The organism is Flavobacterium sp. (assembly GCF_040382755.1).
Classification (GTDB): domain Bacteria; phylum Bacteroidota; class Bacteroidia; order Flavobacteriales; family Flavobacteriaceae; genus Flavobacterium.
Genome location: NZ_JBEIET010000001.1, coordinates 25,329 through 50,566, shown reverse-complemented (window position 1 = coordinate 50,566; position 25,238 = coordinate 25,329). Strand labels below are relative to the sequence as shown.

The window sequence follows — 25,238 nt, the reverse complement described above, 5'->3', positions numbered from 1 at the left end:
TAAATCGTAAATCTAAAATCGTAAATCTTAAATATGAATCACTTCATCATAAGCAGCAGCAACTGCTTCCATAACGGCCTCACTCATAGTAGGGTGTGGGTGAACGGTTTTTAATATTTCGTGTCCTGTAGTTTCAAGTTTTCTTGCTACAACTGCTTCTGCAATCATATCAGTAACGCCAGCACCAATCATATGGCATCCTAACCATTCTCCGTATTTGGCATCGAAAATTACTTTTACAAATCCGTCAGTAGTTCCTGCAGCAGTAGCTTTTCCAGATGCTGAGAACGGGAATTTACCTACTTTAATATCATATCCTTTTTCTTTAGCTGCTTTTTCAGTTAAACCAACTGAAGCAATTTCTGGAGTAGCATACGTACAACCTGGTATGTTTCCGTAATCTAATGGTTCAACGTGTAAACCTGCAATTTTTTCTACACATAAAATTCCTTCTGCAGACGCCACGTGTGCTAAAGCCTGACCAGGAGTAATATCTCCAATAGCATAATATCCAGGAACATTAGTTTGATAGAAATCGTTTACTAAAATTTTATCTCTGTCAGTAGCAATTCCTACATCTTCTAAACCAATGTTTTCAATGTTTGTTTTGATACCAACTGCAGAAAGTAAAATATCAGCTTCGATAACTTCTTCACCTTTAGCTGTTTTTACAGTTGCTTTTACGCCTTTTCCAGTTGTATCTATTTTTTCTACAGATGAATTTGTCATAATAGTAACACCTGCTTTTTTCATAGAGCGTTCCATTTGTTTTGAAATGTCTTCGTCTTCAACAGGAACAATATTTGGCATAAATTCTACAATAGTAACTTGTGTTCCCATTGCGTTATAAAAATGTGCAAATTCCACTCCAATTGCTCCAGAACCTACAATAATCATAGATTTTGGTTGCGTTGGTAATGTCATTGCTTGTCTGTATCCAATAACTTTTACACCATCTTGTGGTAAGTTTGGCAATTCACGAGAGCGTGCACCAGTTGCAATAATAATGTTATCAGCAGAATATTCTGTAACTTTTCCATCAGCGGCAGTTACATCAATTTTCTTTCCTGGTTTTACTTTTCCAAAACCATCAATAACATCAATTTTATTTTTTTTCATTAAGAATTGAACACCTTTGCTCATTCCACCAGCCACATTACGTGAACGGGCAACCACGGCGTTAAAATCTTTATCTACGTTATCTACTTTTAATCCGTAGTCGGCAGCGTGTTTTAAATAATCGAAAACTTGTGCTGATTTCAGTAAGGCTTTTGTTGGAATACACCCCCAATTTAAACATACACCACCTAAATTTTCTTTTTCAATAACGGCAACTTTAAATCCTAATTGTGAGGCTCTAATTGCTGTAACATATCCACCAGGACCACTTCCTAAAACTATAATATCGTATTTCATTTCTTTTGTGTTTTGTATCTTAATTTTCTTGTTGCGAAATTAGTAAATATTTATTTATTTTTTAAGTATTTTTTTAGTAAATAGGGAAAAGGTATTAGGTATTAGGGAAAAGGTGTAAGGTAAAAGGCGTAAGGCAAAAGTCTATCTTCTATTCTCTATTTTCTATTCTCTATTTTCTGATTTTTCAAATTGGGCTTCGTATAACTTTTTATAAAATCCGTTTTCAATTTGTAATAATTCTTTATGTTTTCCTTTTTCTACAATTATTCCTTTATCCATTACTAAAATCGTATCCGCATTTACAATAGTTGCCAAACGATGTGCAATAATAATAGATGTTCTTCCGTGTGTTAAGGTTTGGGTTGCTTTTTGTATTAATTCTTCAGAATGAGAATCTATTGATGAAGTGGCTTCATCTAAAATTAGTATACTTGGATTGCTAATATACGCTCGTAAAAAGGCAATTAATTGACGCTGTCCAGACGATAACATAACGCCACGTTCTTTTACATCATAATCGTATCCGTTTGGTAACGATATTATAAAATCGTGAATACCAATTTTTTTAGCGGCTTCATAAACTTGTTCACGTTGAATGGATGTGTTGAATAAGGTGATGTTATTGTAAATGGAATCGGCAAACAAAAATACATCTTGTAATACCATTGCAATTTCATTTCTTAAGCTATCAAGCGTATATTCATTAATGTTGATGTCGTCAATTAAAATTTTTCCAGAATCTATTTCGTAAAAACGATTTAGTAAATTAATAATTGTTGTTTTACCAGCACCAGTGGCTCCAACAATAGCAATTGTTTCACCAGCTTTTACTTCTAAATGTATGCCTTTTAAAATTTCTTCATCCTTTAAATAACCAAATCGCACGTTATCAAAAAGTATGTTTCCTTTAAATGTATCCGCATCAATTGTTCCGTTGTCTTGCACTTCTGAATTTGATTCTAAAATTTCAAAAACTCGATCTGCTGCCACAATTCCCATTTGCATCACATTAAATTTATCAGCAATTTGGCGTAACGGCGTGTATAGCATAGCAATATACATATTAAAAGAAATAAGTTGTCCTACGCTGGTAGTGGTGTCGCCATTTATAATAAATAGGGCACCAAAATATACAACTAATCCTAATGTAATACTCGAAACAATATCGGCAATTGGAAAGAAAATACTATTGTATAAAATGTTTTTCAGCCAAGCTTTGTTGTGTTTGTGATTGATTTCCTTAAATTTTTCTAATTCAATTTTTTCTCTATTGAATAATTGTACGATTTTCATTCCAGTTAATCGTTCTTGGATAAACGTATTTAAGTTGGCCACTTCATTTCGTACTTCATTAAACGCGACTTTCATTTTTTTATTAAAAATATTAGTGGCGATTAGAATTACTGGCATAATTAGCAATACGATACAAGTAATTTTCCAATTGATTACTAACATAAAAATCAGTACGATTAGCATCTTTAAGACATCGCTAATAATCATAAACAAACCTTGACTAAATATACTTGCAATGTTTTCAATATCCGAAACACATCGCGTAATTAACTTACCAACAGGCTCGTTATCGTAATATTTAATTTTGAAACTGGCTAAATGTGCAAATAATTTTTCACGAATGACTTTTACAATATCTTGTCCAAGCCAGCTGGAAGTAAATACAAAAAAGTATTGCGCTACAACTTCTAATAAAAGAATGATAAACATAATGGCTACTAATATTTTTATATTGTATGTAGCATTACCTTCGAGTAATATATTGCTAATTAGGTTTAAAAAGTAATCCTGAATAACATTGGTTTCTTTACTGGCATTTACAAAATATTTATCAATAGTAATATTTAACAATAAAGGTCGTAAGCCCGCAACAATGGCCAAAAATATTGCCCAAAAAGCAACTGAAAAAAGTTTGCTTTTAAAAGGAATGGCATATTGCATTAATTTTTTAAAAGAGGATGATTTTAAAACGCTCATTTGGCTTATAGTTTTTTGAAGGCTAAATATACGGATATTTTACTTTTGTTAAATACAATCCGTGTGCAGGGACAGAAAAACCAGCGTTATTTCGGTTTTTGCTTTCAATAATAGTTCTAAAGTCGGATAAAGATGTTTTATGAATACCTACATTTATTAGCGTTCCAACAATGGCACGTACCATATTTCGTAAAAATCTATCGGCAGTAATGGTAAAAATAATTTGATTTCCGTTTTGTTGCCAATATGCTTCTGAAATCTTACAATTAAAGGTCTTCACATCGGTATGAATTTTAGAAAAGCATTCAAAATCAATATATTCAAATAGAATTTTACAGGCGTCATTCATCAAATTTAAATCTAAATTATGATGTACTTTCCAACTGCCATCAGCGTTAAAAACGTCTTTAAATGTAGTAATGTGATATTCGTATGTTCTACTCGTGGCATCAAATCGAGCATGCGCATCAGGTTGCACTTCAATAATATTAAAAATGGCAATATCTTTTGGTAAAAAAGAATTTAGTTTTTGAATGGTAGTAGGAATATCAAATTCAATTTCTGTATCAAAATGCGCGAACATTTGCTTGGCATGCACCCCAGAATCTGTTCGTCCTGCACCAACAATTTCAATTTTATCTCGAAGTACTAAGGATACAGCCGTATCTAAAGTTTCTTGTATTGAAATGGCATTCGGCTGTATTTGAAACCCAAAATATTCTTTTCCGTTATATGCAAATTCAATGAAGTATCTCAATTATATTTAAGTTTCTAAGTTTCTGAGTTGCAAAGTTACTAAGAATTTGAATTATTATATTCAATGTTTTCTTAAAAATAAACAATAAACTATATTTTTTTGTCAACTTTGCAGCTTAGTTACACTGTAACATAGAAACTTTAATTAAATGAAAAAAATAGTACTCCTTTCTGATACACACAGTCATATTGATGATACAATATTAAAATATGTAAAATTAGCTGATGAAGTATGGCATGCTGGAGATATTGGCGATTTAAAAGTTACGGATACCATTAAAAAGTTAAAGCCTTTACGTGCTGTTTTTGGAAATATTGACAATCATGAAGCACGTTTGGAGTATCCTTTAAATAATCGATTTATATGTGAAGGTGTGGATGTATTGATTACCCACATTGGAGGGTATCCCGGAAAATATAGTCCTGCTATTCGAGAGGAAATTACTCAAAATCCACCTAAGTTATTTATTTGCGGCCATTCACATATTTTAAAAGTTATGTTCGATAAAAAACTCAATTGTTTGCATATGAATCCAGGTGCAGCAGGCATTTCAGGATTTCATCAAAAAAGAACGATGTTACGATTTGAAATTGATGGCGATAAGATTCAGAGTTTAGAGGTTATTGAGATAGGGGATAAGTAGCTTCGAGAGCCTCAGCTACCAGGATATTAATTTACGGTTACCATATTGTTGGCTGAGGCACTCGAAGCCAACAATGAAATTCAAAATAAAGAATAGTAGCTTCGAGAGCCTCAGCTACCATTATATTAATTCACGGCTACTATTTTATTATTTCACAGAAACCAAGATATTAATTCACAGCTTCCACATTGTTGGCTGAGGCACTCGAAGCCAACAATATTAATTAACCGAAGTATTCTAAACCAAACTCATATAAAACGAAAATCCGCTTTGATTTCTCAAAACGGATTTTCTACGCACTAATAAGCTAAGATGATAGGTTTATCGTATTCTGTCCACAGATTTTACGAGATCTTCGTCCTTTTTAATTGCTTTGTTAGCCAAAGCAAGAAAAACGATAGAAAAAATTGGTAGAAGCATCCCAATACCCTTCTCAGAAACTTTCGCTTCTCCAGATAGACTTAGTGAATGATATACTAATAATCCTATTATAATAAAGTTTAATATCATATTCAGTCTGTTTAACACAAACTGGTTTTGTCTTTTCTTGAAACTAAAAATACTTAGAACTGCTAAAATTGCAGAAATCAAAAACAATCCTATATATATTGTATTGGAATTCGCGTATACGTCTAATTTACTTTCAGTTGTCCAAATTTTAATAAAAAAAGGAAGCACACCTGAAATCAGCATACACAGTAACAAATATATCGTTTGAATTCTTTGTAACATTTTTAATTTTTATAACAACAAAAATAAGTTTTCTTTTTTTAAAAAACTATTGTTTTATAATAAAATATTCGTATTATTGCATCAAATAATCGTAAGTACTTCATATACGATACTTTAAAAAAGCAAAAAAATCTCATCACAGTTTTTTTATTATATTAAGATTAAAAAAATCAATCAACATTTATGTTTGACACATCTACATTAAAAGGGATGAAACTCTCTGATTTGCAAGAAATTGCCAAAGTAGCTAATATTCAAAAATTCAAAACTTTAAAAAAAGACGAATTAATTACTCAGATATTAGATTTACAAAATACCTCTGAAGCACCGACTCCAGTTTCTAAGCCAGTTAAAAAATCAACTCCTGTATCTAAAGTTATTGAAGAAGTAGTTGAGGAAACAAACACTAACGAAACTTCAGAAAATGAAACAAAAACGCAACGCGCACGAATAAAAAAAGTGGTTGTAAAGCCTACAAATAGAGAGAAAGAAGCAGCTTCTTTTGATTTAGATGCAGAAAAAAAATCTGAATCGTACAGCCAACAACCTAAAGAAGTCGTTGAAAACAATTCTGAAAATACAACTGAAGAAATAAAATCTGAAACTTCAGAGCAAGAAAAAACCAATGCCAATCCCAATTTCAAAAAGAATAACAATCCGAAGTTTGCTAAAAACAACGGAAACAAAAACTTTAGAGAATCGGATTTTGAATTTGATGGAATTATTGAAAGTGAAGGTGTTTTAGAAATGATGCCAGACGGATATGGTTTCTTACGTTCTTCGGATTATAATTATTTGGCCTCACCGGATGATATTTATTTATCTCAATCGCAAGTTCGTTTATTTGGATTGAAAACGGGTGACACTGTCAAAGGTGTGGTTCGTCCTCCAAAAGAAGGAGAGAAATTTTTTCCTTTGGTTCGCGTATCAAAAATTAACGGACACGACCCACAAGTAATTCGTGACCGAGTTTCTTTTGAACATTTAACACCACTTTTCCCTGAAGAAAGATTTAATTTATCAGGAAAAAACACGTCTATATCTACACGTATTATTGATATGTTCTCGCCAATTGGTAAAGGACAACGTGCTATGATTGTGGCACAACCAAAAACCGGTAAAACGATGTTATTAAAGGATATTGCTAACTCAATAGCAGCAAATCATCCTGAAGTATATTTAATTGTTTTACTAATTGATGAACGTCCTGAAGAAGTTACCGATATGCAACGTAGTGTGCGTGCCGAAGTTATTGCTTCTACGTTTGATGAGCCTGCAGACCGTCACGTAAAAGTGGCAAACATTGTCTTAGAAAAAGCAAAACGTTTGGTAGAATGCGGACACGATGTAGTGATTTTATTAGATTCGATTACACGTTTAGCAAGAGCGTACAATACGTGTCAACCTGCATCTGGAAAGGTATTGAGTGGAGGAGTTGATGCGAATGCATTACAAAAACCTAAACGTTTCTTTGGAGCAGCTCGTAATATTGAAAACGGTGGTTCGTTAAGTATTATAGCCACTGCATTAACAGAAACTGGTTCTAAAATGGACGAAGTTATCTTTGAAGAATTTAAAGGAACAGGTAATATGGAATTACAATTGGATAGAAAAATATCTAACAAACGTATTTTTCCAGCTATCGATTTGGTTTCTTCAAGTACGCGTCGTGATGACTTATTATTAGATAAATCAACGTTACAACATATGTGGATTTTACGTAAATATCTATCGGATATGAATCCAGTGGAAGCAATGGAATTTATCGAATCTCGTATCAAGCGTACCAAAAACAACGAAGAGTTTTTAATTTCTATGAATGATTAGAAATTGATAACAATTCATATAAAAAAAGCCGATTTTCATAAGAAAATCGGCTTTTTTTTACCTTAATTAAATATTTTCTTAATTAATTATTTTATATTACGTATATATTTTTTAATTTTACACGTAAATTAAATTGTATGAACACGAAATTAACATTAAATATTGACGATAATGTAATTGAAGAGGCTAAATCGTATGCTAAAAATAATAGTATAAGTCTTTCAAAGCTTATTGAAAATTATCTTTTATCATTGACTAATAAGAAATCAAAGACAACTAAAGTAAGCCCGCTTGTTGAAAGTTTAACGGGTGTTGTCTCACTTGAAAATGCGGATTATAAAAAAGAATATTCTGATTACTTGTCTAAAAAATATTCTTAATGGATAAAATATTAGTTGATACAAATATCGTTTTGGATTTACTTTCCAAACGAGAAGAATTTTATAAAGAAGCACAAGAATTATTCACTTTAGCGGATCATAATAAAGTGAAACTTTATATATCTTCTTTAACAATTGCAAACACGCATTATTTATTAGCAAGAAATCATAAATTAGATGAAGCAAGAAAGATTCTGAAAAAATTTAAAGTTTTAGTGGAAGTTTTACCAATGGATGATAAGATTTTAGAATTAGCGTTAGTTTCAGATTTTAAAGATTTCGAAGACGCTATTCAATATCACACCGCTTTAGAAAACGAGTTGGATTTGATTTTAACACGAAACAAAAAAGATTTCAAAAAATCTATTCTTGCAGTATTAACTGCGAAAGAATATTTAAACAAATAAAAAAAAGCCGATTTCCTTAAGAAAATCGGCTTTTAATTTTATAAAGAAATATTACTTCAAACCAGCAATACTTTGCTCAATCGTTGCAATTTTTGCCAAAGCATCGGCTTCTTTTTTGCGTTCGTTGGCTATTACTTGTTCTGGTGCACCCGCTACAAATTTTTCGTTAGATAATTTACCTTGTACGGATCTTAAGAATCCTTTCGTGTAATTTAATTCTTCGGTTAATTTTGCAATTTCTGCTTCTACATCAATATTTCCAGTAATTGGAATGAAATATTCGTTAGACTTTACTCTGTATGATAAGGCACCGTCTACTTTATCTGTTACATATTTTAAATCAGTAATGTTTCCTAATTTCATAATGATTGAATCGAAATAATTCGACGCTTTTTCATTATTTACTACTCGTAATTCAATTACTTCTTTAAATGGAATGTTTTTATCTTTTCTAATCGTTCTTATTCCAGAAATAACATCGGTTGCAAAATCAAAATCAGCAATTAATTTTGAATTTAAAGAAGTCATTTTCGGATATTCAGCTACAATTAGCGCTTGTTCTGGTGTTCTATCTGTAATGTGTTGCCAAATTTCTTCCGTTAAGAAAGGCATAAATGGGTGTAATAATTTTAAATTATTTTCCAACATTTCAATGGCTTTATCGAAAGTCGCCTTATCAATCGGTTGTTGATAAGCAGGCTTAATCATTTCTAAGAACCAAGAACAGAAATCGTCCCAAACTAACTGATAGGTTGCCATTAATGCTTCAGATAATCTGTATTTTTCAAAATTATCTTCAATATCTAATAAGGTTTGTTGCAGTTTTGCTTCGTACCATTCAATCGCTACTTTTGAAGATTCAGGTTGTAGAATGGTTTCAGAAACTTCCCAACCTTTAATCAATTTAAATGCATTCCAAATTTTATTGGTAAACGCTTTTCCTTGATTGCATAATTCTTCATCAAATAAAATATCATTTCCTGCAGACGCACTTAATAATAATCCTACACGAACGCCATCGGCTCCAAATTTTTCAATTAAACCAAGTGGTTCAGGAGAATTCCCTAATGATTTCGACATTTTTCGTCCTTGACTATCACGAACTAAACCTGTTAAATATACATTTTTAAATGGTTTTGCATCGGCGTATTCGTAACCTGCAATAATCATACGAGCTACCCAAAAGAATAAAATATCTGGACCTGTAACCAAATCGTTAGTTGGGTAATAATATTTAAAATCTTCATTTTCTGGATCCATAATCCCACCGAAAACAGCCATTGGCCATAACCAAGAGGAGAACCAAGTGTCAAGTGCGTCAGCATCTTGGCGTAAATCGTTTGTTGTTAATTGTTTATTGTTTGTTGCTTGTTGAGCTAAAGCTAAAGCTTCTTCTTTTGTTTCCGCTACAACGAAATCTTCTTTTCCATCTCCGTAGAAATAGGCTGGAATTTGTTGTCCCCACCACAATTGACGAGAAATATTCCAATCGCGGATATTATTTAACCAATGTGCGTATGTATTATTAAAACGATTTGGATATAATTTTATTTCGTCAGATTCTAAAACCGCGTGAATGGCAGGTTTTACTAAATCTTCCATTTTAAGGAACCATTGATCAGATAAACGCGGTTCGATAACGCATTTTGTTCTTTCAGAAGTTCCTACATTGTTAGTGTATTGTTCTACTTTATCTAAAGCATTAATTGAAGTTAATTCTGCTTCAATTTCTGTACGAACTACAAACCTGTCTTTTCCTTCATAATGCAATCCGAACGAGTTTAAAGTGGCATCTTCATTAAAAATATCTATGATTTCTAAATGGTGTTTGTCACCTAAAGTTTTATCGTTTACATCGTGTGCTGGTGTTACTTTTAAACATCCTGTACCGAATTCTAAATCCACATATTCATCTTCAATAATTGGAATCACTTTTCCAGAAATTGGTACAATAGCTTTTTTTCCTTTTAAATTGAAATGTCTTTCATCATTTGGATTGATACAAATAGCAGTATCTCCGAAAATGGTTTCAGGTCGAGTAGTAGCAACTACCAAAAATTGGGAATTGGGTGTTGGGTTTTGGGTATTTTCTTCGTCAAGAATTTGATATTTGATGTAATATAATTTTCCTTGACGTTCTTCAAAAATTACTTCTTCGTCAGACAACGTTGTTTTTGCTTCTGGATCCCAGTTTACCATTCTGTACCCTCTGTAAATAAGTCCTTTATTGTATAAGTCTACAAATGAACGGATTACAGAAGCCGACATATCTGGATCCATAGTAAATTTAGTTCGATCCCAATCACAAGAGCATCCTAATTGTTTTAGTTGTTCTAAGATTGTTCCACCGTATTTGTCAGTCCAATCGTATGCGTGTTTTAGGAATTCTTCACGAGTTAAATCTGCTTTATTAATGCCTTCCGATTTTAATTTCGCAACTACTTTTGCTTCGGTAGCAATAGAGGCGTGGTCTGTACCAGGCACCCAACACGCGTTAAAACCTTTTAATCGTGCACGACGAATTAATACATCTTGAATGGTATTATTCAGCATATGTCCCATATGTAATACTCCAGTTACATTTGGTGGAGGAATTACAATAGTATAAGGTGTACGATGGTCTGGAGTAGAATGAAAATAGTTGTTTTTCATCCAATAGTCGTACCATTTTTGTTCTACGGATTTGGCGTCAAATTGGGCTGGTATCATTTATATTTTGTTAATTGTAAATAATTGCGTCTTTTGGTATACTTTTTGAATTGTATCTGCAAAAGTAATTATATAAAACAGAATAAAAAAAATGTATTTACTTTTTGTTAGTTAGTTTAAATAACATATTTTTACAATTCTCAAATTAATATAAAAATGAAGAAATTAGTATTTATTTTAGGTTTAATGTTAGCAGGTTTTTCTGCTAAAGCACAAAGTGGTGCAAAAATTGAATTTAAAGAAGAAACCATTAATTATGGCGAGGTATACAAAGGTGAAGATTCAGGAAAACGAACTTTTGAATTTACAAATACAGGCGATATGCCATTGATTATTAAAGATGCGAAAAGCAGCTGTGGATGTACGGTGCCAACTAAACCAACTGAACCAATTGCGCCAGGAAAAACAGGTGTTATTGAAGTACAATACAATATGAATCCAGGGCCTATTAGTAAAACAATTACAGTTGATACTAATGCGGTTAACAAAGAAAACGGAATGGTTGCTTTACGAATTAAAGGAACGGTTTTAGTAAAAGAAGAAAAGAGTATTTTAGAAAAAAAATCGGCAGGACCGCTTTCTAAATAATAAAACATAGTTAAAATGAAAAAGCCAGAATAGTTAAATATTCTGGCTTTTTTTGTTTTTATAGTTTGATAATTACCAAACTAAGTTTACTTTTAATTCAAATTCGTCACTAATAGTTTTGTCTCCTAAGTCAGTAAAAAATGAACCTGAACCGTATTTGATGTCATATTTAGTTCTGTCAACTTTTAATGTAGTTGTAGCAGTATTTCCTTTAACTGTAATATCAAAAGTAATTGGTTTTGTTATTCCTTTGATAGTTAAATCAGCAGTTACAGTATATAAACCTTTTCCTTTATTGCTAATAGTTTTGAAAACCAAGTTTGCCGTTTTATGTTTTTCAACTCCAAAAAAGTCTTCTGCTTTTAAATGTCCGTCTAAACTTTCTTTACCTTGACCTGGTTTTAAATCAGTAGTGCTAATTGTTGTCATGTCAACTGTGAAATTTCCACCTTTCAATACTTTTCCATCAAATACTAAAGCACCACTTTGTAAACCGATAGTTCCTGTGTGTGAACCTGTTACTTTTTTACCCGTCCAAACGATTCCGCTTTTTGCAGCATTGATTTTTTTTGTTTGTTGTGCATTAACTGTAAATGATACCAATGTTACTAATGCAATTGCAATTGTTTTTAAATTTTTCATGTTTGTTAAATATTTAGTTATTAAATTGTTTCAAATAATTCTGTAATTGGTTTTCTTACTTTTGCATAATGTTGCGTCTCATCTTCTTCATGTCTGTAACCAATTGTTGCTACTAACGTAGCGTGTAATCCTTTTTCTTTAAGGCCTAAAATTTCGTTATATTGTTCTGGTAGGAATCCTTCCATTGGCGTAACATCAATTTTTAATTCAGCGGCAGCGTTTAATAAGTTGCCTAAAGCTAAATACGCTTGTTTTTGAGCCCAAATAATTTGTTTTTCTGGCGTTAAACTTGCAATGTTTCCAATCATAAATTCAGCATAACCTTTTACACTATCAAACGGAATATTTCTCGTTTTTGCCATGTTTTCGGCATATCGAGTAATGTATTCTGCATCCACATTAGTTTCACTAGCAAATACCAATAGGTGAGAGGCGTCTGTAATTTGACTTTGTCCCCAAGAAGCCGGTTGTAATTGTTTTCTAATTTCTTCGTTTTCGATAATTAAAACTTTATACGGTTGTAAACCATACGAAGAAGAAGATAATTGAATAGCCTCTTTTAAAATTTCTAAATCGGAATTAGATATTTTTTTATCGCTATTAAATTTTTTGGTAGCGTAACGCCAATTCTGATTTTCAATAAATGTACTCATAATTAATTTCTGTATTTTTCTAATAAATTATTTAATTGGGTTAACTCTTCTGTTGTTAAATTGCTTGCTAAATTATTTTCATGTTCAATTACAATTGGGTCTAATTTTTCTAATATAAGAAGTCCTTTTTCTGTAATTGTGATTTCCATTTTTCTTTTGTTTGACGGACAAATTTTTCGAATTACGAATTCTTTTACAATTAATTTATCAACCAAACGTGTAGTATTACTGTTTTTAGAAATCATACGTTCTTGAATAACCGACATGTTAGCTGGTTTTCCTTTCTGACCTCTCAAAATTCGTAACACATTATATTGCTCGCTCGACAAATCAAAAGGTTTTAGAATTTCCAAAAAACGATCAGCAACAATACTTCTCGAAAAAGATAAATTCAGAATTACCTTTTTTGCTAAAGATAATTCTACCGTACTTTTTATTTCTTCTTCAATTTTCATTTGAATTCTTATTTGTAGGTACAAATGTAATATAATTATTTTATTTGTATATACAAACGTTATTAATTTTATGTTAAATTTTAAAAATAAATGTAAAATGCAAAATTTAGCAGTTTGTGATTGAAAATAAATTTTTATATCTAAATTCTTATTGTAAATTTGATGAAAATTAAACGTATATGAATTTAGAACAAAAAGAGTGGTGGGAAAGTTTTTTAACCACTGAAAATGCCGTTATTTTAGACGTTAGAACAGAAGAAGAAGTGGCGAATGGAATTATTCCTGAAGCTATTAATATTGATATTTATAAAGGACAAGGTTTTATTTACCAAGTGGAAGAATTAGATAAAGATAAAACATATTTCGTATATTGCTTAGCTGGAGGCAGAAGCGCACAAGCTTGTGGTATTATGAAGCAATTAGGTTTTGAAAATGTTTACAATCTTGCAGGCGGAATTTCGCAATGGGAAGGTCCTATTGAAAATCAACAATAACCCAATAAATGAAGAAATTTAAAAATTCATTTTTTTATGTTACCATTCTGGTTGTTTTTTCTGGACTAATATATTCTATTTTATTACGAGGAAAGACATTGGAAGTTGGTAAAGTTTCTAATAAAATTATTGAGAAACATGATTATGTAAATGAATTTATTACTTCCATATTACACAATGTTTTTCATCCATTAGCAATCTTATTAGCTCAAATAGTTACTATTATATTTGTTGCACGATTTTTTGGTTGGGTATGTCGTAAAATAGGGCAACCAACAGTAATTGGCGAAATGTTGGCAGGTATCGCCTTGGGACCATCCTTATTTGGAGCCTATTTTCCAGATTTATTTCCAATATTATTTCCACAAGAATCAATTGTAAATTTAAAGTTTTTAAGTCAAATTGGCTTGATCTTTTTTATGTTTGTTGTAGGAATGGAATTGGATTTAAAAGTGTTGCGAACCAAAGTAAAAGAAGCATTTATAATAAGCCATACCAGTATTATTATTTCCTATGCATTAGGTTTGGTTTTGGCCACAATGCTTTATAAAGAATTTGCACCAGAAGGCGTTTCATTCATGTCATTCGGTTTGTTTTTAGGTGTAGCAATGAGTATTGCTGCTTTTCCAGTTTTGGCCAGGATTGTTCAAGAAAGAGGTTTACAGAAAACAAAAATCGGTGCTTTAGTGATAACATGTGCTGCAATAGATGACATAACGGCTTGGTGTTTATTAGCTGGAGTTATTGCTATTGTAAAAGCAGGTTCTGTTGCAAGTTCGTTGTTTATTATTGGTATGGCGATAGCTTACATACTTTTAATGTTGGTATTAGTGAGACCTTTTTTAAGACATATTGGTAATTTGTATAGTTCTGCAGAAAAAATCACAAAACCAGTAGTTGCCATTTTCTTCGTTACGTTATTAATTTCTTCTTATTTAACCGAAATTATTGGTATTCACGCTTTAGTTGGTGCCTTTGTTGCGGGTGTTATTATGCCTGATAACATGAAGTTTAGAAACATTTTTATTGAGAAGGTTGAAGATGTTTCTCTTGTAGTATTATTGCCTTTATTTTTTGTAGTAACAGGGTTAAATACCAAAATAGGTTTATTAAATACGGAGTATTTATGGAAAACAACAGGTATAATAGTATTAGTTGCCGTTGGAGCAAAATTTATTAGTAGTGCCTTAACAGCTAAATATGTTGGACAAAATTGGAAAGACAGTTTAACTTTAGGTGCCTTAATGAATACCCGCGGTTTAATGGAACTTATTGTTTTAAATATTGGATTAGAATTAGGTGTTTTATCACCAAAAATATTTGCTATGATGGTTATTATGGCGCTTTCAACAACTTTTATGACGGGCCCAGCGCTAAATTTAATTGATTTTATATTTAAAAAACGAAAAGCAATTCTTCCAAATACATCAGATAATTTAGAATATAAAGTATTGGTTTCTTTTGAAAATCCAGAAGATGGAAAACCGTTGTTAAAAGTTGCAAATAACTTTATTAGTTTAGAAAAAGAAAAGCAATCCATTACGGCTATGTATATTTCTTCCACAAATGAGGTAAATCCGTATAAGATTGAAGAATATGAACGCGAAAGTTTTAAACCTGTATTAAAAGAAGCCACTAAGTTAAATCGAAATATTGAAACACTTTTTAAAGCGTCACGTGACATCGATTCTGATATTGTAGAAGTGAGTAATAAAGGTGAATTTAATTTAGTTTTGATTAATATTGGTTCGTCTATTTTTGAAGGAACACTTTTAGGAAAAGTTTTAGGAATTACTTCCAAAATCATAAATCCTGAAAATTTATTAAACACCTTTACAGGAAAAGAAAAATTGTTTGAAGTCAATTATTTTGATGATAAAACACAAGCTATTATCAACAAAACAGAAGTGCCTTTGGGTATTTATGTAGATAAAGAACTTACCAAAACAGAAAACATTTCAGTCATTTTATTTAATAATGAAGATCAATTTTTATTAGATTACGTAAAATTATTGAAGAAGAATTCACAAGCTAAGATTTCAATTTTTGATACGTATGATATTGTAAATGAGAAGAATAAAATTACTCACGAAAATGTGAAAGTAATTCATTCATCTAAATTAGAAAAAGATTTCTTAAAAGAACAAGATTTATTAATTATGAGTATTGATAGTTGGAAAAAACTAATTGATACCAGAAGTGTTTGGTTAAACAATACACCATCACTTTTAATTATAAAACCATAATATGTTACAAATAGGTGTGTACCACACATTAAAAATAGATAGAGAAACAAAAGTAGGTTTGTTTCTTACCAATGGAAAAGACGATGTTTTATTACCAAATAAATATGTTCCAAATGATTTTGCCATAGGCGATGACTTAACGGTTTTTGTTTACTTAGATCACGAAGAACGTCCCGTAGCTACAACATTAAAACCATTTATTTCCTTAAATTCTTTTGCTGTTTTAAAAGTAAGTTACATCAATAAATTTGGTGCCTTTTTAAATTGGGGAATGGAAAAAGATTTGTTTGCTCCTTTTAAGGAACAAGCCCGCCCAATGGAAAAAGACAAACGTTACATAGTAACAATGTATTTAGATAAACAAACGGGTAGGTTAGCGGCATCAAGTAAAATCAATCAGTTTTTAGATAAAGAACCTTTAGATGTTGAAGTGGGACAAGAAGTAGATTTAATGGTTTCTCATATTACAGAAATTGGAATTAATGTAATTATCAATGGAAAATTTAGAGGATTGGCGTATCAAAATGAAGTTTTTGAAACGGTTTCTCCAGGATACAAAACAAAAGGTTACATTAAAGCCATTCGTCCTGATGGAAAAATAGACGTTTCCTTCCAAAAACAAGGATTTGAAGCCATAGACGACTCCGCGCAGCAAGTGTTAGAAGCTTTGAAACAAAATGATGGCGTTTTACGATTGAATGACAACAGTCATCCAGAAGAAATTAAATCGGTTTTAAAAATGAGTAAAAAAACATTTAAAAAAGCCATCGGAAGTTTATACAAGCAAAAGTTAATTGATATTAATAACGAAGGTATTAAGTTGGTATAACGTTTAAAAACTTACTCTAAATAATGAAAATTAAATTTCTAATCCTTTTTTTGTTCATATTTTTTAATTCTTTTTCTCAAAATATAACTTTTGTAGATATTCTTAGTTTAAAGGATAAAAACAAATCTGAAGTTATTAATTTCTTAAAGGAATATAACTGGGAAATTATGCATCAGCATTATTCAAAAGAAGAAAAATTTGGAGATATTCGCTTTGCATTTGATAACAAAAGTACAGATAGACAAATTCCACAATATATAACCTTTTATCACCAAAATGAAAAAAAAGAAAATAATAGAATTCAACTTCAAGTTTTAAATAAAGAGAAATTTGATAAGCATTTGACTGAGTTTAAATCTTTAGATTTTGATTATATTACAACTATTGTGGATGCCAATCAGACAAAAGAAATTTATAAAAACAATTCAACAACTATTGAAGTAATAATTATGCCGGTGAATAATTACTTTGGAAAACAACAAACTTTTTATACATTTTATATATTTGATAATTCATTTAATTCAATGATAAAAGAATAGAGTCAAGAAGTACTATAACTAAAAAAGCAAATTCAATTGAATTTGCTTTTTTTATATCTAATTATCTAATTTGTCTAAAAATCTAATATTCTAAAAAACTATTTCCCCCATTCACTCGGATTACTATTCCAAGATTTTAGCGTTTCTAATTCTTCTTCCGAAACATATTTTTTCTCCACGGCTTTTTCAATTAAGTTTTCGTAATTACTTAATGTATATACGTCTAATTTTGCAGCTGCAATTTTTTCTTCAGAAATAGGAAATCCATAAGTGAAAATAGCGGCCATTCCTTTTACATTAGCGCCTTCATTACGTAATGCTTCAACTGCCATTAAACTACTTCCGCCTGTAGAAATTAAATCTTCAACTACAATTACGGTCTGACCTTTTTGTAAAAAACCTTCAACCTGATTTTGTCTACCGTGCTTTTTTGCTTCTGGACGAACATAAACAAATGGCAATCCCATAGCTTCTGCAACTAAGATTCCGATAGCAATTGCACCAGTTGCTACACCAGCAATGACATCTGGACGACCAAATTTGGCTTCAATTTGCTTTACGAATTCATCTTTAATATAATTTCTAACCGCTGGAAATGAAAGAATTACGCGGTTATCACAATAAATTGGACTTTTCCAGCCAGAAGCCCAAGTAAAATGATTTTTTGTTTCTAATTTAATTGCGTTTATTTGTAAAAGCAATTCGGCTGTTTGTTGTGCTGTGTTGTTATTAAATATCATATTGCAAATGTATAAAGTTTTTGTAAACGAGAAACCACTTTTTTTAACAAATAAAATTGAAAAGGAAACAAATTTCAAAATTTATCTGTTAGAAACGGTAAATATTCCAAAAGTAATCTCAGAATTATTTTTGAATAAAATACAAAGTGCCTACCTATATCACTCAGATGAAAAGTTAATTATGAAAACTTTGAAATCTAAAATCCCTGTGGCTAAAGCGGGTGGCGGTTTAGTTTTTAACGCTGATGGCGATGTGTTGTTTATTTTTAGAAACGGTAAATGGGATTTACCCAAAGGAGGCGTTGAAAAAGAAGAAACGATGGAAAATGCCGCTATGCGTGAAGTAGAGGAGGAAACCGGTGTTTCAGGTTTAAAAATTACAGAAAAATTACAAAAAACCTATCACGTATTTAAACGTAACGGCGTTTTTAAATTGAAAATTACATATTGGTTTAAAATGCAAACCAATTTCACAGGAGCAACTTCTCCGCAAGAAAAAGAAGGCATTTCTAAAGCAGTTTGGATTAAACCTTCAGATATAGAGGCGACTTTAGGGAATTCTTATGAGAATATTAAGTTGTTGTTTGAATCTGAGAAGGTGATTTAGGTTTTTAATTATTCCAAAACCCTAAAAACAGGATAACGCATAAACTCTTTTTCAAAGTATTTCGAATGTTTGTATACCCAATATAATTGGTCGTTGCCATTTTCTGCAAAAGCTTTGTCGGTTTGTTTTTTTGTTTCGAATTCTTGTTTTAAAGTTGGATTTTCATCTAAAATTTGTTTCGCTACATCTTCAAAAACATAACTGGAATACCCTTCTTTTTGTTGTAAAATCGTATCGAAAAAATTCCAATTAAAATACGAATCAACCGCTTCTGGTTCTAAAGTTTCTAATAGATATTTTACACCTAATTGATTCGTTGAAATTTTATAGTCGCCAGCTCTAAATTCCATTTTCTCTATATTTTTTGTTACGGTAGTATTATAATGTCCGTAATGCCCTTCGTAGGCATTTTTTCCAGTTTGATAAGTGGCAATTGTATAGATTTCTACTTCAAAAATTTCATTTTGAGAAATTTGTGTCATTTCAATATTATTCAATTTCAACAATTCAATAATTTGCCATTGGCTTTGTGGTACCACATAATACTTTGGAATTGTTACAAATTTCGTTGGTTTATAATTTCCGTAAAACGGAATTTTCTTTGTAAAAGGTTTATTTCTATCATAAAACAATCTGTCTTTTCCTGAAATATCACTTGGTTTATATCCGCCTTCATAGCCTTTAAAATCCATATAAGACACTTTTGTAGAATCAATTTTCCAATGTAATGGATATTGCTTTCCAGCTTTAAAATCCTCTAAATTGGCTTTTCTTACTTGTTTGATTTTTTCCCAGTTCGCATCGGTATAATTAATTGCTGTAACCATAAATTCATAAGTCGTTTTCACCCTATCTTTATATGGTTTTAACATATGTGTTTCAGGCACAAATCCTAACGTATTAAATAACGTAGTATAACCTGTGGCATAACGTGGCGTATCGGTAAATTGTTCGTATCCTAAATCAGGTTTTGCACCGTGAATGTTGACATAGGGAATCACGTCAATTTTCTTATTTCGCATATCGTTTACCATTTCTGGATACATTTCATTTTTGAAAAAGTTGCCTAATTTCTCGCCTAAACGTTCGTGTTGTGTGGCAATGCAAGTAAATGTATATTGATAATCGGCGCCATTTGAAACGTGATTGTCTAAAAAAACATCTGGATTAACAGTATGAAAAAGTTCTTGAAAACTTCTGGAATTTCGAGTATCCGATTTAATAAAATCTCTATTTAAATCGTAATTTCTTCCGTTTCCTCTAAATCCGTAGGCTTCAGGTCCGTTTTGATTGGCTCTTGAAAAGGAATTTCTATTTAACATTCCATCAATATTATACACTGGAATAGCAACAACCATCGTGTTTTTTGGTACTTTTATTTTTGCATTGGCAATATCTCGCATTAACATCATAGTCGCATCAATTCCGTCCGGTTCGCCTGGATGAATTCCGTTATTGATTAGCAAAACCGCTTTATTCTGAATAAAACTAAAATTTTTATTTTCAGAAAAAACTATAATATGCAAAGGTTTTCCGCTATCTGTTAGCCCCATAGTTCGCATTTCAATTTTATCTGAATTGGCGTCTAATAATTGGTAAAACGAAATGCATTCTTCGTATGTGGTAGATTGATTTTTGTTACCTTTTTCAAAGGGTGTTGACAAATTTATTTGAGCATTTACTAATAAAGAAGCAAATAAAAACAGTAAGGTATAGCGCATAATTGAATATTTGAATTTCAAAAGTAAGAATTTTAAATGTCAATATCAATTTCAATGTCAATTTCAAAAATCAATTTCAATGTCAATTACAATTTCAATGTCAATTACAATTTCAAAAATCAATATCAATTTAAAAAATCAATTTCAATACTCCCCAAAACGTATAATTGAATATTGGCAAATTAAAAACTACCTTTGCAGGATGAATAAAAATTTACATTCCAACAATATACTTTTGAATTTAGGTATCGAAAGTTTAAATAAAATGCAGGTAGCTGCAGAAACGTCTATATTAATTGATTCTGATGTGGTGCTACTTTCGCCAACAGGTTCAGGTAAAACATTGGCTTTTTTATTGCCTATTTTTCAGCTTTTAGAAGAAGACAACAATAAAGTACAATGTATGATAATTGTGCCTTCTCGTGAATTGGGTTTGCAAATTGAGCAAGTTTGGAAGAAAATGGCTACAACTTTTAAAGTCAATATTTGTTATGGCGGCCATTCTATTGAAACAGAAATAAAAAATCTAAGCAATCCACCAGCAGTTTTAATTGGAACTCCTGGAAGGTTAGCAGACCATTTAGAAAGAGAAACCTTTGATCCAAAGTACATAAAAACCTTAATTTTAGATGAATTTGACAAATCATTACAATTAGGATTTCACGAAGAAATGCGTTTCATCATTGGAAAATTAACTAATTTAGAAAAGCGAATTTTAGTTTCGGCAACAGATGGAGTAGAAGTTCCAAAATATACCAGAATTGAAAATCCGAATGTTTTAAATTATATTGATAAGAAAAAAACAGAAACTAATTTAGATTTTAAATTGGTGATTTCTAAAGAAAAAGACAAGGTTAATTCTTTATTTCATTTAATATGTTCTTTGAAATCTCAGAATGCAATTATCTTTTGTAATCATAGAGAAGCGGTAGAACGAATTAGTGATTATTTAAATGACAAAGGTATTTTCTCTGTATTTTATCACGGTGGATTAGAACAAGAAGAACGCGAACGCGCTTTAATTCAGTTTAGAAATGGTAGTATTTCGTATTTAATTACAACCGATTTAGGGGCTCGTGGTTTGGATATTCCTGAAATGAAAAATGTAATTCATTATCATTTGCCTTCAAAAGTGGATGAATTTACTCACAGAAATGGTCGTACTGCACGTATGATGGCTTCTGGAACCGCTTACATTATCATACACGAAAGTGAGAAAAAAGTGGATTACATTGATTATGATATGAAGAAAATTGATGTTTCTAATTATAGCGTTATTCCAAAACCACCAGAGTTTAAAACCATTTACATAAGTGGTGGCAAGAAAAATAAATTAAATAAAGTAGATATTTTAGGCTTCTTTTCTCAAAAAGGAAAGTTAGAAAAAGGCGACTTAGGATTAATTGAAGTCAAAGATTTTGTATCCTTTGCAGCAGTAAAATATGCTAAAGTAGCACCATTGCTTAAAAATATTAAGGACGAAAAAATGAAAGGCAAGAAATATAAAATTGAAGTTGCCCGAGACGTTGTTAAAAACGCATTAGAAAATCTTTAAAAAAATAATAACCTTCAAGAAAAGAAACTTGAAGGTTTTTTTTATGCTTTATATTTTACCAATAACCGAATCGGGAACAAAAGGCGAAGCATCGCCACCATTTCGTATCACATCACGCACAATACTTGATGATATATATGATGTTTTTGCAGCGGTTAATAAAAAGACAGTTTCAATTTTTGACAACCGTCTATTAGTATGTGCAATCGCTTTTTCGAATTCAAAATCGGCAGGATTACGTAAACCGCGTAATATAAATTCAGCTTTTTCTTCTTTGCATAAATCGATAGTTAAGCCCGTGTAAGTAATTACTTTTACTTTTGGTTCGTCTTTAAAAGCGTCTTCTATAAAACGTTTTCTATCTTCTAAAGAAAACATATACTTTTTGTCTGCGTTTATACCAATGGCAACAATAACTTCATCAAATAAAGAAATGCCTCGCTTAATTATATCGTAATGGCCGTTTGTAATGGGGTCAAACGAACCTGGGAAAATTGCTTTTTTCATAATTAATATTTTTAAATATTTGATTCTGTTAGAATACAAAATTGACTTATTTTTTCCAAATTGGTTTTCTTTCCAAAGCCAATTTAATTTCGTTTTCTAATAAATCTGAAAAATTTAAATTAGCGTAAGCGGCTTGCTGAGGAAATATACTTTGTGGACTCAATCCAGGATTGGTGTTGATTTCGATAAAATGCGGAATGTCGTTCATCACAATAAAATCGATACGAGAAAATCCTTGCATTCCAAGAGCTTCGTATATTTTGGCAGCAGATTGTTCTACTAATTCTGAAACTTCTGACGACAATCGGGCAGGGGTGATTTCTTCTGATTTACCTAAATATTTGGCTTCATAATCGAAAAAATCATTTCCTGAAATGATTTCTGTTATTCCTAAAACTCTTGTATTTCCGTTTAATTTCATCACACCAACCGAAATTTCAACGCCTTTTAATTGTGATTCAATTAAAATGTCTTTATCTTCTGCAAAGGCAAATGCTAATGCTTTGTCTAATTCTGACAGTTCTTTTACCATTGAAACCCCTAAACTACTTCCAGATTGATTGGGTTTTACAAAAAATGGAAATCCCAAAGTTTTAGCAATTTTTTCACCATCAATTTCTTGTCCTTTAGTAACATAAACTGAATTTGCTTTTGGAATATCAAATTTCCCTAAAACGGATAAAGTATCGCGTTTGCTAAAAGTAAGTGCACTTTGGTAAAATCCGCAACCCGTGTAAGGTAAATCAATCAATTCCCAATACGATTGCAAATGCCCGTCTTCTCCCGGTGTACCGTGAATGGTGTTTATTGCTACATCGAAATTTATAGTATTTCCATCCTTTTCAAATGAAAAATCAGCTCTATTTATAGGCAATTTTTGGTCGCCCATTTTTACATACCAACCTTCATTTAGAATATGAACTTCGTAAACTTCGTGTTTATCTTTATTTAAATGGTTTAAAATAAGTTGTCCGCTTCTTAAAGAAATTACAGATTCGTCTGAATATCCGCCCATTACAACTGCTATCTTCATAAAAAAATAATTGTTTCTGTTTTATACAAAAATATCATAAAATGTTTTACTTTTCTTATATTTGCGAAAATATATTTCAATGAGTTTAAGAAAGTTTTTAACCAGTTCCACATTTTTCAAAAATTTATTTTTTGCATTAGTGATTGTCATCCTATTTTTAGTAGTGTTTGTGAAGTTTTTAGATTTCAGTACCAATCACGGCGAAGAAATAAAGGTGCCTGATTTATCTAAAATGAAATTAGAAATTGCCGAAGAAAAATTGGATGAGGATGGTTTAGAAGTTTTTTTATTAGATACGGTTGAATTTAAACCAGAATTTCCTCCTTATACTATCGTAGAACAAGATCCAATAGCGGGTTCAAAAGTAAAAGACGGTCGTAAAATTTACGTAAAGCTAAATGCTGGTGGTTATGCTATGGTTACTTTTCCAGATTTAAAAAACAAAACATTCCGTCAAGCTACAAATGCGTTAAGAGCATTAGGATTGGTAGAAGGCGAATTAAAATATGTTCCAGATATAGCAAAAGATATTGTTCTTGAAGTTTCATATAATGGAAGACCTGTAAAAGCGGGTGATAAATTAATGAAAAATTCTAAAATTGATTTTGTTTTAGGAGACGGGAAAGATATGTTTAAAGATGAAGATTTAGATTCAATCCCAAATAATGAACAAATTAACGATAGTATAGAATAATGCAAGAATTTATAGATGAGAATGAAACGGCTGATGAAGATTTATTTGAACATCATCGGTTTGAAATAGCGAAAGGACAACAACCCTTACGTATAGATAAATTTTTGATAAACAGTATTGAAAATACTACAAGAAGTAAAATTCAGAAAGCAGCTGATGCGGGAACTATTTTCGTAAACGATTGTGCTGTAAAATCCAATTATAAAGTAAAACCAGACGATATAGTTCGAGTAATGCTTGAACACCCACCTTATGAACACTTATTAAAAGGTGAAAACATTCCAATTGATATTGTTTACGAAGATGATCAAGTTATAGTTGTAAACAAACCCGCTGGAATGGTAGTGCATCCTGGACACGGAAATTATTCGGGAACTTTAGTAAATGCGTTGGCGTATCATTTTGATAATTTGCCAATGAATAGCAGCGAAAGACCTGGATTAGTTCATAGAATTGATAAAGATACTTCAGGACTTTTAGTAGTTGCCAAAACAGAAGAAGCTATGTTGCTTTTGACCAAACAATTTGCTGCAAAAACATCTGAAAGAGAGTATTTTGCATTGGTTTGGGGTAATATTGAAGAAGACGAAGGAACTATTGAAGGAAATATCGACCGTCATCCTATAAATAGAATGCAAATGCACGTTTATCCTGAAGGAGAACAAGGAAAACCAGCAATTACTCATTTTAAAGTTATTGAGCGTTTTGGTTATGTTACGGTGGTTTCTTGTCAATTAGAAACAGGAAGAACGCATCAAATTCGTGTACATATGAAATATATCGGACATACACTTTTTAATGATGAACGTTATGGTGGTGATAAAATTTTAAAAGGCACTACGTTTACAAAATACAAACAATTTATAGATAATTGCTTTAAAACATTACCAAGACAAGCGCTTCACGCACGAACTTTAGGTTTTGAACATCCTACCTCTGGGGAATTTTTACGTTTTACAAGTGAAATTCCTGAAGAAATTACGTCGTGGATTGAAAAATGGCGTGTGTATAGTAAAGCTGTACAAATAGAAGAAGAAGATTAATATTAAATACGAATCATAAAAAAAGCAATTAT

Annotated in this window: 25 protein-coding genes; 13 read left to right on the top strand and 12 right to left on the bottom strand. The window is 31.2% G+C overall.

Translation table 11 applies throughout. The annotated features are described in order from the left end of the window. Window positions 1-27: 27 nt before the first annotated feature. The 3 genes from lpdA to truA form a co-directional block, all read right to left on the bottom strand. Window positions 28-1,416 carry a dihydrolipoyl dehydrogenase gene (lpdA, locus tag ABWO04_RS00250; protein WP_353076456.1) on the bottom strand — a complete coding sequence of 463 codons (1,389 nt, stop codon included), beginning with the start codon at window positions 1,414-1,416 and terminating at the stop codon, window positions 28-30. A gap of 162 nt (window positions 1,417-1,578) precedes the next feature. Next, window positions 1,579-3,405: an ABC transporter ATP-binding protein gene (locus ABWO04_RS00245; RefSeq protein WP_353076455.1), complete on the bottom strand. Its 1,827-nt coding sequence runs from the start codon at window positions 3,403-3,405 to the stop codon at window positions 1,579-1,581. A gap of 22 nt (window positions 3,406-3,427) precedes the next feature. Beyond that, window positions 3,428-4,162 (bottom strand): tRNA pseudouridine(38-40) synthase TruA, encoded by a 735-nt coding sequence (gene truA, locus ABWO04_RS00240; RefSeq protein WP_353076454.1) that lies wholly within the window; start codon window positions 4,160-4,162, stop codon window positions 3,428-3,430. A gap of 148 nt (window positions 4,163-4,310) precedes the next feature. Between truA and ABWO04_RS00235 the strand changes: the two genes are divergently transcribed. Further along, the gene (locus ABWO04_RS00235; protein ID WP_353076453.1) at window positions 4,311-4,805 is read left to right on the top strand and encodes a metallophosphoesterase family protein; all 495 of its coding nucleotides are present in this window, start codon (window positions 4,311-4,313) and stop codon (window positions 4,803-4,805) included. Window positions 4,806-5,126: 321 nt separating this feature from the next. On the opposite strand, the gene ABWO04_RS00230 is transcribed toward ABWO04_RS00235, so the two are convergent. Further along, window positions 5,127-5,537 carry a DUF4293 domain-containing protein gene (locus tag ABWO04_RS00230; RefSeq protein ID WP_353076452.1) on the bottom strand — a complete coding sequence of 137 codons (411 nt, stop codon included), beginning with the start codon at window positions 5,535-5,537 and terminating at the stop codon, window positions 5,127-5,129. A gap of 183 nt (window positions 5,538-5,720) precedes the next feature. Here ABWO04_RS00230 and rho point away from each other — a divergent pair, with 183 nt between their 5' ends. The 3 genes from rho to ABWO04_RS00215 all read left to right on the top strand — a co-directional run bounded on the left by rho (window position 5,721) and on the right by ABWO04_RS00215 (window position 8,151). Further along, the gene (gene rho, locus ABWO04_RS00225; RefSeq protein WP_353076451.1) at window positions 5,721-7,364 is read left to right on the top strand and encodes a transcription termination factor Rho; all 1,644 of its coding nucleotides are present in this window, start codon (window positions 5,721-5,723) and stop codon (window positions 7,362-7,364) included. 137 nt (window positions 7,365-7,501) lie between these two features. Beyond that, window positions 7,502-7,744, top strand: a complete 243-nt coding sequence (locus ABWO04_RS00220; protein ID WP_291241948.1) for a DUF6364 family protein — start codon at window positions 7,502-7,504, stop codon at window positions 7,742-7,744. Then, window positions 7,744-8,151: a type II toxin-antitoxin system VapC family toxin gene (locus ABWO04_RS00215; protein WP_291241949.1), complete on the top strand. Its 408-nt coding sequence runs from the start codon at window positions 7,744-7,746 to the stop codon at window positions 8,149-8,151. Before ABWO04_RS00220 ends, ABWO04_RS00215 begins: the two co-directional genes overlap by 1 nt. A 51-nt stretch (window positions 8,152-8,202) precedes the next feature. Here the strand turns inward: ABWO04_RS00215 and ABWO04_RS00210 are convergent, their stop codons facing one another. After that, entirely contained in the window at window positions 8,203-10,860 is a 2,658-nt protein-coding gene (locus tag ABWO04_RS00210) for a valine--tRNA ligase (protein ID WP_353076450.1), read from the bottom strand. Window positions 10,861-11,016: 156 nt separating this feature from the next. Between ABWO04_RS00210 and ABWO04_RS00205 the strand changes: the two genes are divergently transcribed. Beyond that, window positions 11,017-11,448 carry a DUF1573 domain-containing protein gene (locus tag ABWO04_RS00205; RefSeq protein ID WP_353076449.1) on the top strand — a complete coding sequence of 144 codons (432 nt, stop codon included), beginning with the start codon at window positions 11,017-11,019 and terminating at the stop codon, window positions 11,446-11,448. 72 nt (window positions 11,449-11,520) lie between these two features. On the opposite strand, the gene ABWO04_RS00200 is transcribed toward ABWO04_RS00205, so the two are convergent. The 3 genes from ABWO04_RS00200 to ABWO04_RS00190 are packed head-to-tail and all read right to left on the bottom strand — an operon-like array spanning window position 11,521 to window position 13,198. Beyond that, window positions 11,521-12,090 carry a YceI family protein gene (locus tag ABWO04_RS00200; RefSeq protein WP_353076448.1) on the bottom strand — a complete coding sequence of 190 codons (570 nt, stop codon included), beginning with the start codon at window positions 12,088-12,090 and terminating at the stop codon, window positions 11,521-11,523. Between the two features lie 20 nt (window positions 12,091-12,110). After that, window positions 12,111-12,743, bottom strand: a complete 633-nt coding sequence (locus ABWO04_RS00195) for an NAD(P)H-dependent oxidoreductase (protein ID WP_353076447.1) — start codon at window positions 12,741-12,743, stop codon at window positions 12,111-12,113. 2 nt (window positions 12,744-12,745) lie between these two features. Then, on the bottom strand, window positions 12,746-13,198 hold the full coding sequence (locus ABWO04_RS00190; protein ID WP_291241954.1) for a MarR family winged helix-turn-helix transcriptional regulator: 453 nt from the start codon (window positions 13,196-13,198) through the stop codon (window positions 12,746-12,748). Window positions 13,199-13,377: 179 nt separating this feature from the next. Here ABWO04_RS00190 and ABWO04_RS00185 point away from each other — a divergent pair, with 179 nt between their 5' ends. The 4 genes from ABWO04_RS00185 to ABWO04_RS00170 are packed head-to-tail and all read left to right on the top strand — an operon-like array spanning window position 13,378 to window position 17,306. Beyond that, window positions 13,378-13,692 carry a rhodanese-like domain-containing protein gene (locus ABWO04_RS00185; RefSeq protein WP_353076446.1) on the top strand — a complete coding sequence of 105 codons (315 nt, stop codon included), beginning with the start codon at window positions 13,378-13,380 and terminating at the stop codon, window positions 13,690-13,692. A gap of 8 nt (window positions 13,693-13,700) precedes the next feature. Next, window positions 13,701-15,938: a cation:proton antiporter gene (locus tag ABWO04_RS00180; RefSeq protein ID WP_353076445.1), complete on the top strand. Its 2,238-nt coding sequence runs from the start codon at window positions 13,701-13,703 to the stop codon at window positions 15,936-15,938. 1 nt (window position 15,939) lies between these two features. Then, on the top strand, window positions 15,940-16,767 hold the full coding sequence (locus ABWO04_RS00175) for a CvfB family protein (protein WP_353076444.1): 828 nt from the start codon (window positions 15,940-15,942) through the stop codon (window positions 16,765-16,767). A gap of 23 nt (window positions 16,768-16,790) precedes the next feature. Beyond that, window positions 16,791-17,306: a hypothetical protein gene (locus ABWO04_RS00170; protein ID WP_353076443.1), complete on the top strand. Its 516-nt coding sequence runs from the start codon at window positions 16,791-16,793 to the stop codon at window positions 17,304-17,306. Between the two features lie 98 nt (window positions 17,307-17,404). Here ABWO04_RS00170 and pyrE read toward each other — a convergent pair whose 3' ends face one another. Continuing rightward, window positions 17,405-18,046 carry an orotate phosphoribosyltransferase gene (pyrE, locus tag ABWO04_RS00165; protein ID WP_353076442.1) on the bottom strand — a complete coding sequence of 214 codons (642 nt, stop codon included), beginning with the start codon at window positions 18,044-18,046 and terminating at the stop codon, window positions 17,405-17,407. Window positions 18,047-18,053: 7 nt separating this feature from the next. Here pyrE and ABWO04_RS00160 point away from each other — a divergent pair, with 7 nt between their 5' ends. After that, a complete protein-coding gene (locus ABWO04_RS00160) occupies window positions 18,054-18,653 on the top strand; it encodes an NUDIX hydrolase (RefSeq protein ID WP_353076441.1) in 600 nt (199 codons plus the stop codon). Between the two features lie 8 nt (window positions 18,654-18,661). Here the strand turns inward: ABWO04_RS00160 and ABWO04_RS00155 are convergent, their stop codons facing one another. Then, on the bottom strand, window positions 18,662-20,374 hold the full coding sequence (locus tag ABWO04_RS00155; RefSeq protein WP_353076440.1) for a M14 family metallopeptidase: 1,713 nt from the start codon (window positions 20,372-20,374) through the stop codon (window positions 18,662-18,664). 202 nt (window positions 20,375-20,576) lie between these two features. Between ABWO04_RS00155 and ABWO04_RS00150 the strand changes: the two genes are divergently transcribed. Then, window positions 20,577-21,929, top strand: coding sequence for a DEAD/DEAH box helicase (locus ABWO04_RS00150; RefSeq protein ID WP_353076439.1), 1,353 nt, complete (start codon window positions 20,577-20,579; stop codon window positions 21,927-21,929). A 48-nt stretch (window positions 21,930-21,977) separates the two neighbouring features. On the opposite strand, the gene coaD is transcribed toward ABWO04_RS00150, so the two are convergent. Beyond that, window positions 21,978-22,436, bottom strand: a complete 459-nt coding sequence (coaD, locus tag ABWO04_RS00145; protein ID WP_353076438.1) for a pantetheine-phosphate adenylyltransferase — start codon at window positions 22,434-22,436, stop codon at window positions 21,978-21,980. Between the two features lie 46 nt (window positions 22,437-22,482). Beyond that, a complete protein-coding gene (locus ABWO04_RS00140) occupies window positions 22,483-23,469 on the bottom strand; it encodes a D-alanine--D-alanine ligase (RefSeq protein WP_353076437.1) in 987 nt (328 codons plus the stop codon). A gap of 79 nt (window positions 23,470-23,548) precedes the next feature. Between ABWO04_RS00140 and ABWO04_RS00135 the strand changes: the two genes are divergently transcribed. Both ABWO04_RS00135 and ABWO04_RS00130 read left to right on the top strand, forming a co-directional pair. Beyond that, window positions 23,549-24,163 (top strand): PASTA domain-containing protein, encoded by a 615-nt coding sequence (locus tag ABWO04_RS00135; RefSeq protein ID WP_353076436.1) that lies wholly within the window; start codon window positions 23,549-23,551, stop codon window positions 24,161-24,163. Further along, window positions 24,163-25,206 (top strand): RluA family pseudouridine synthase, encoded by a 1,044-nt coding sequence (locus tag ABWO04_RS00130; RefSeq protein ID WP_353076435.1) that lies wholly within the window; start codon window positions 24,163-24,165, stop codon window positions 25,204-25,206. Before ABWO04_RS00135 ends, ABWO04_RS00130 begins: the two co-directional genes overlap by 1 nt. Window positions 25,207-25,238: the final 32 nt, after the last annotated feature.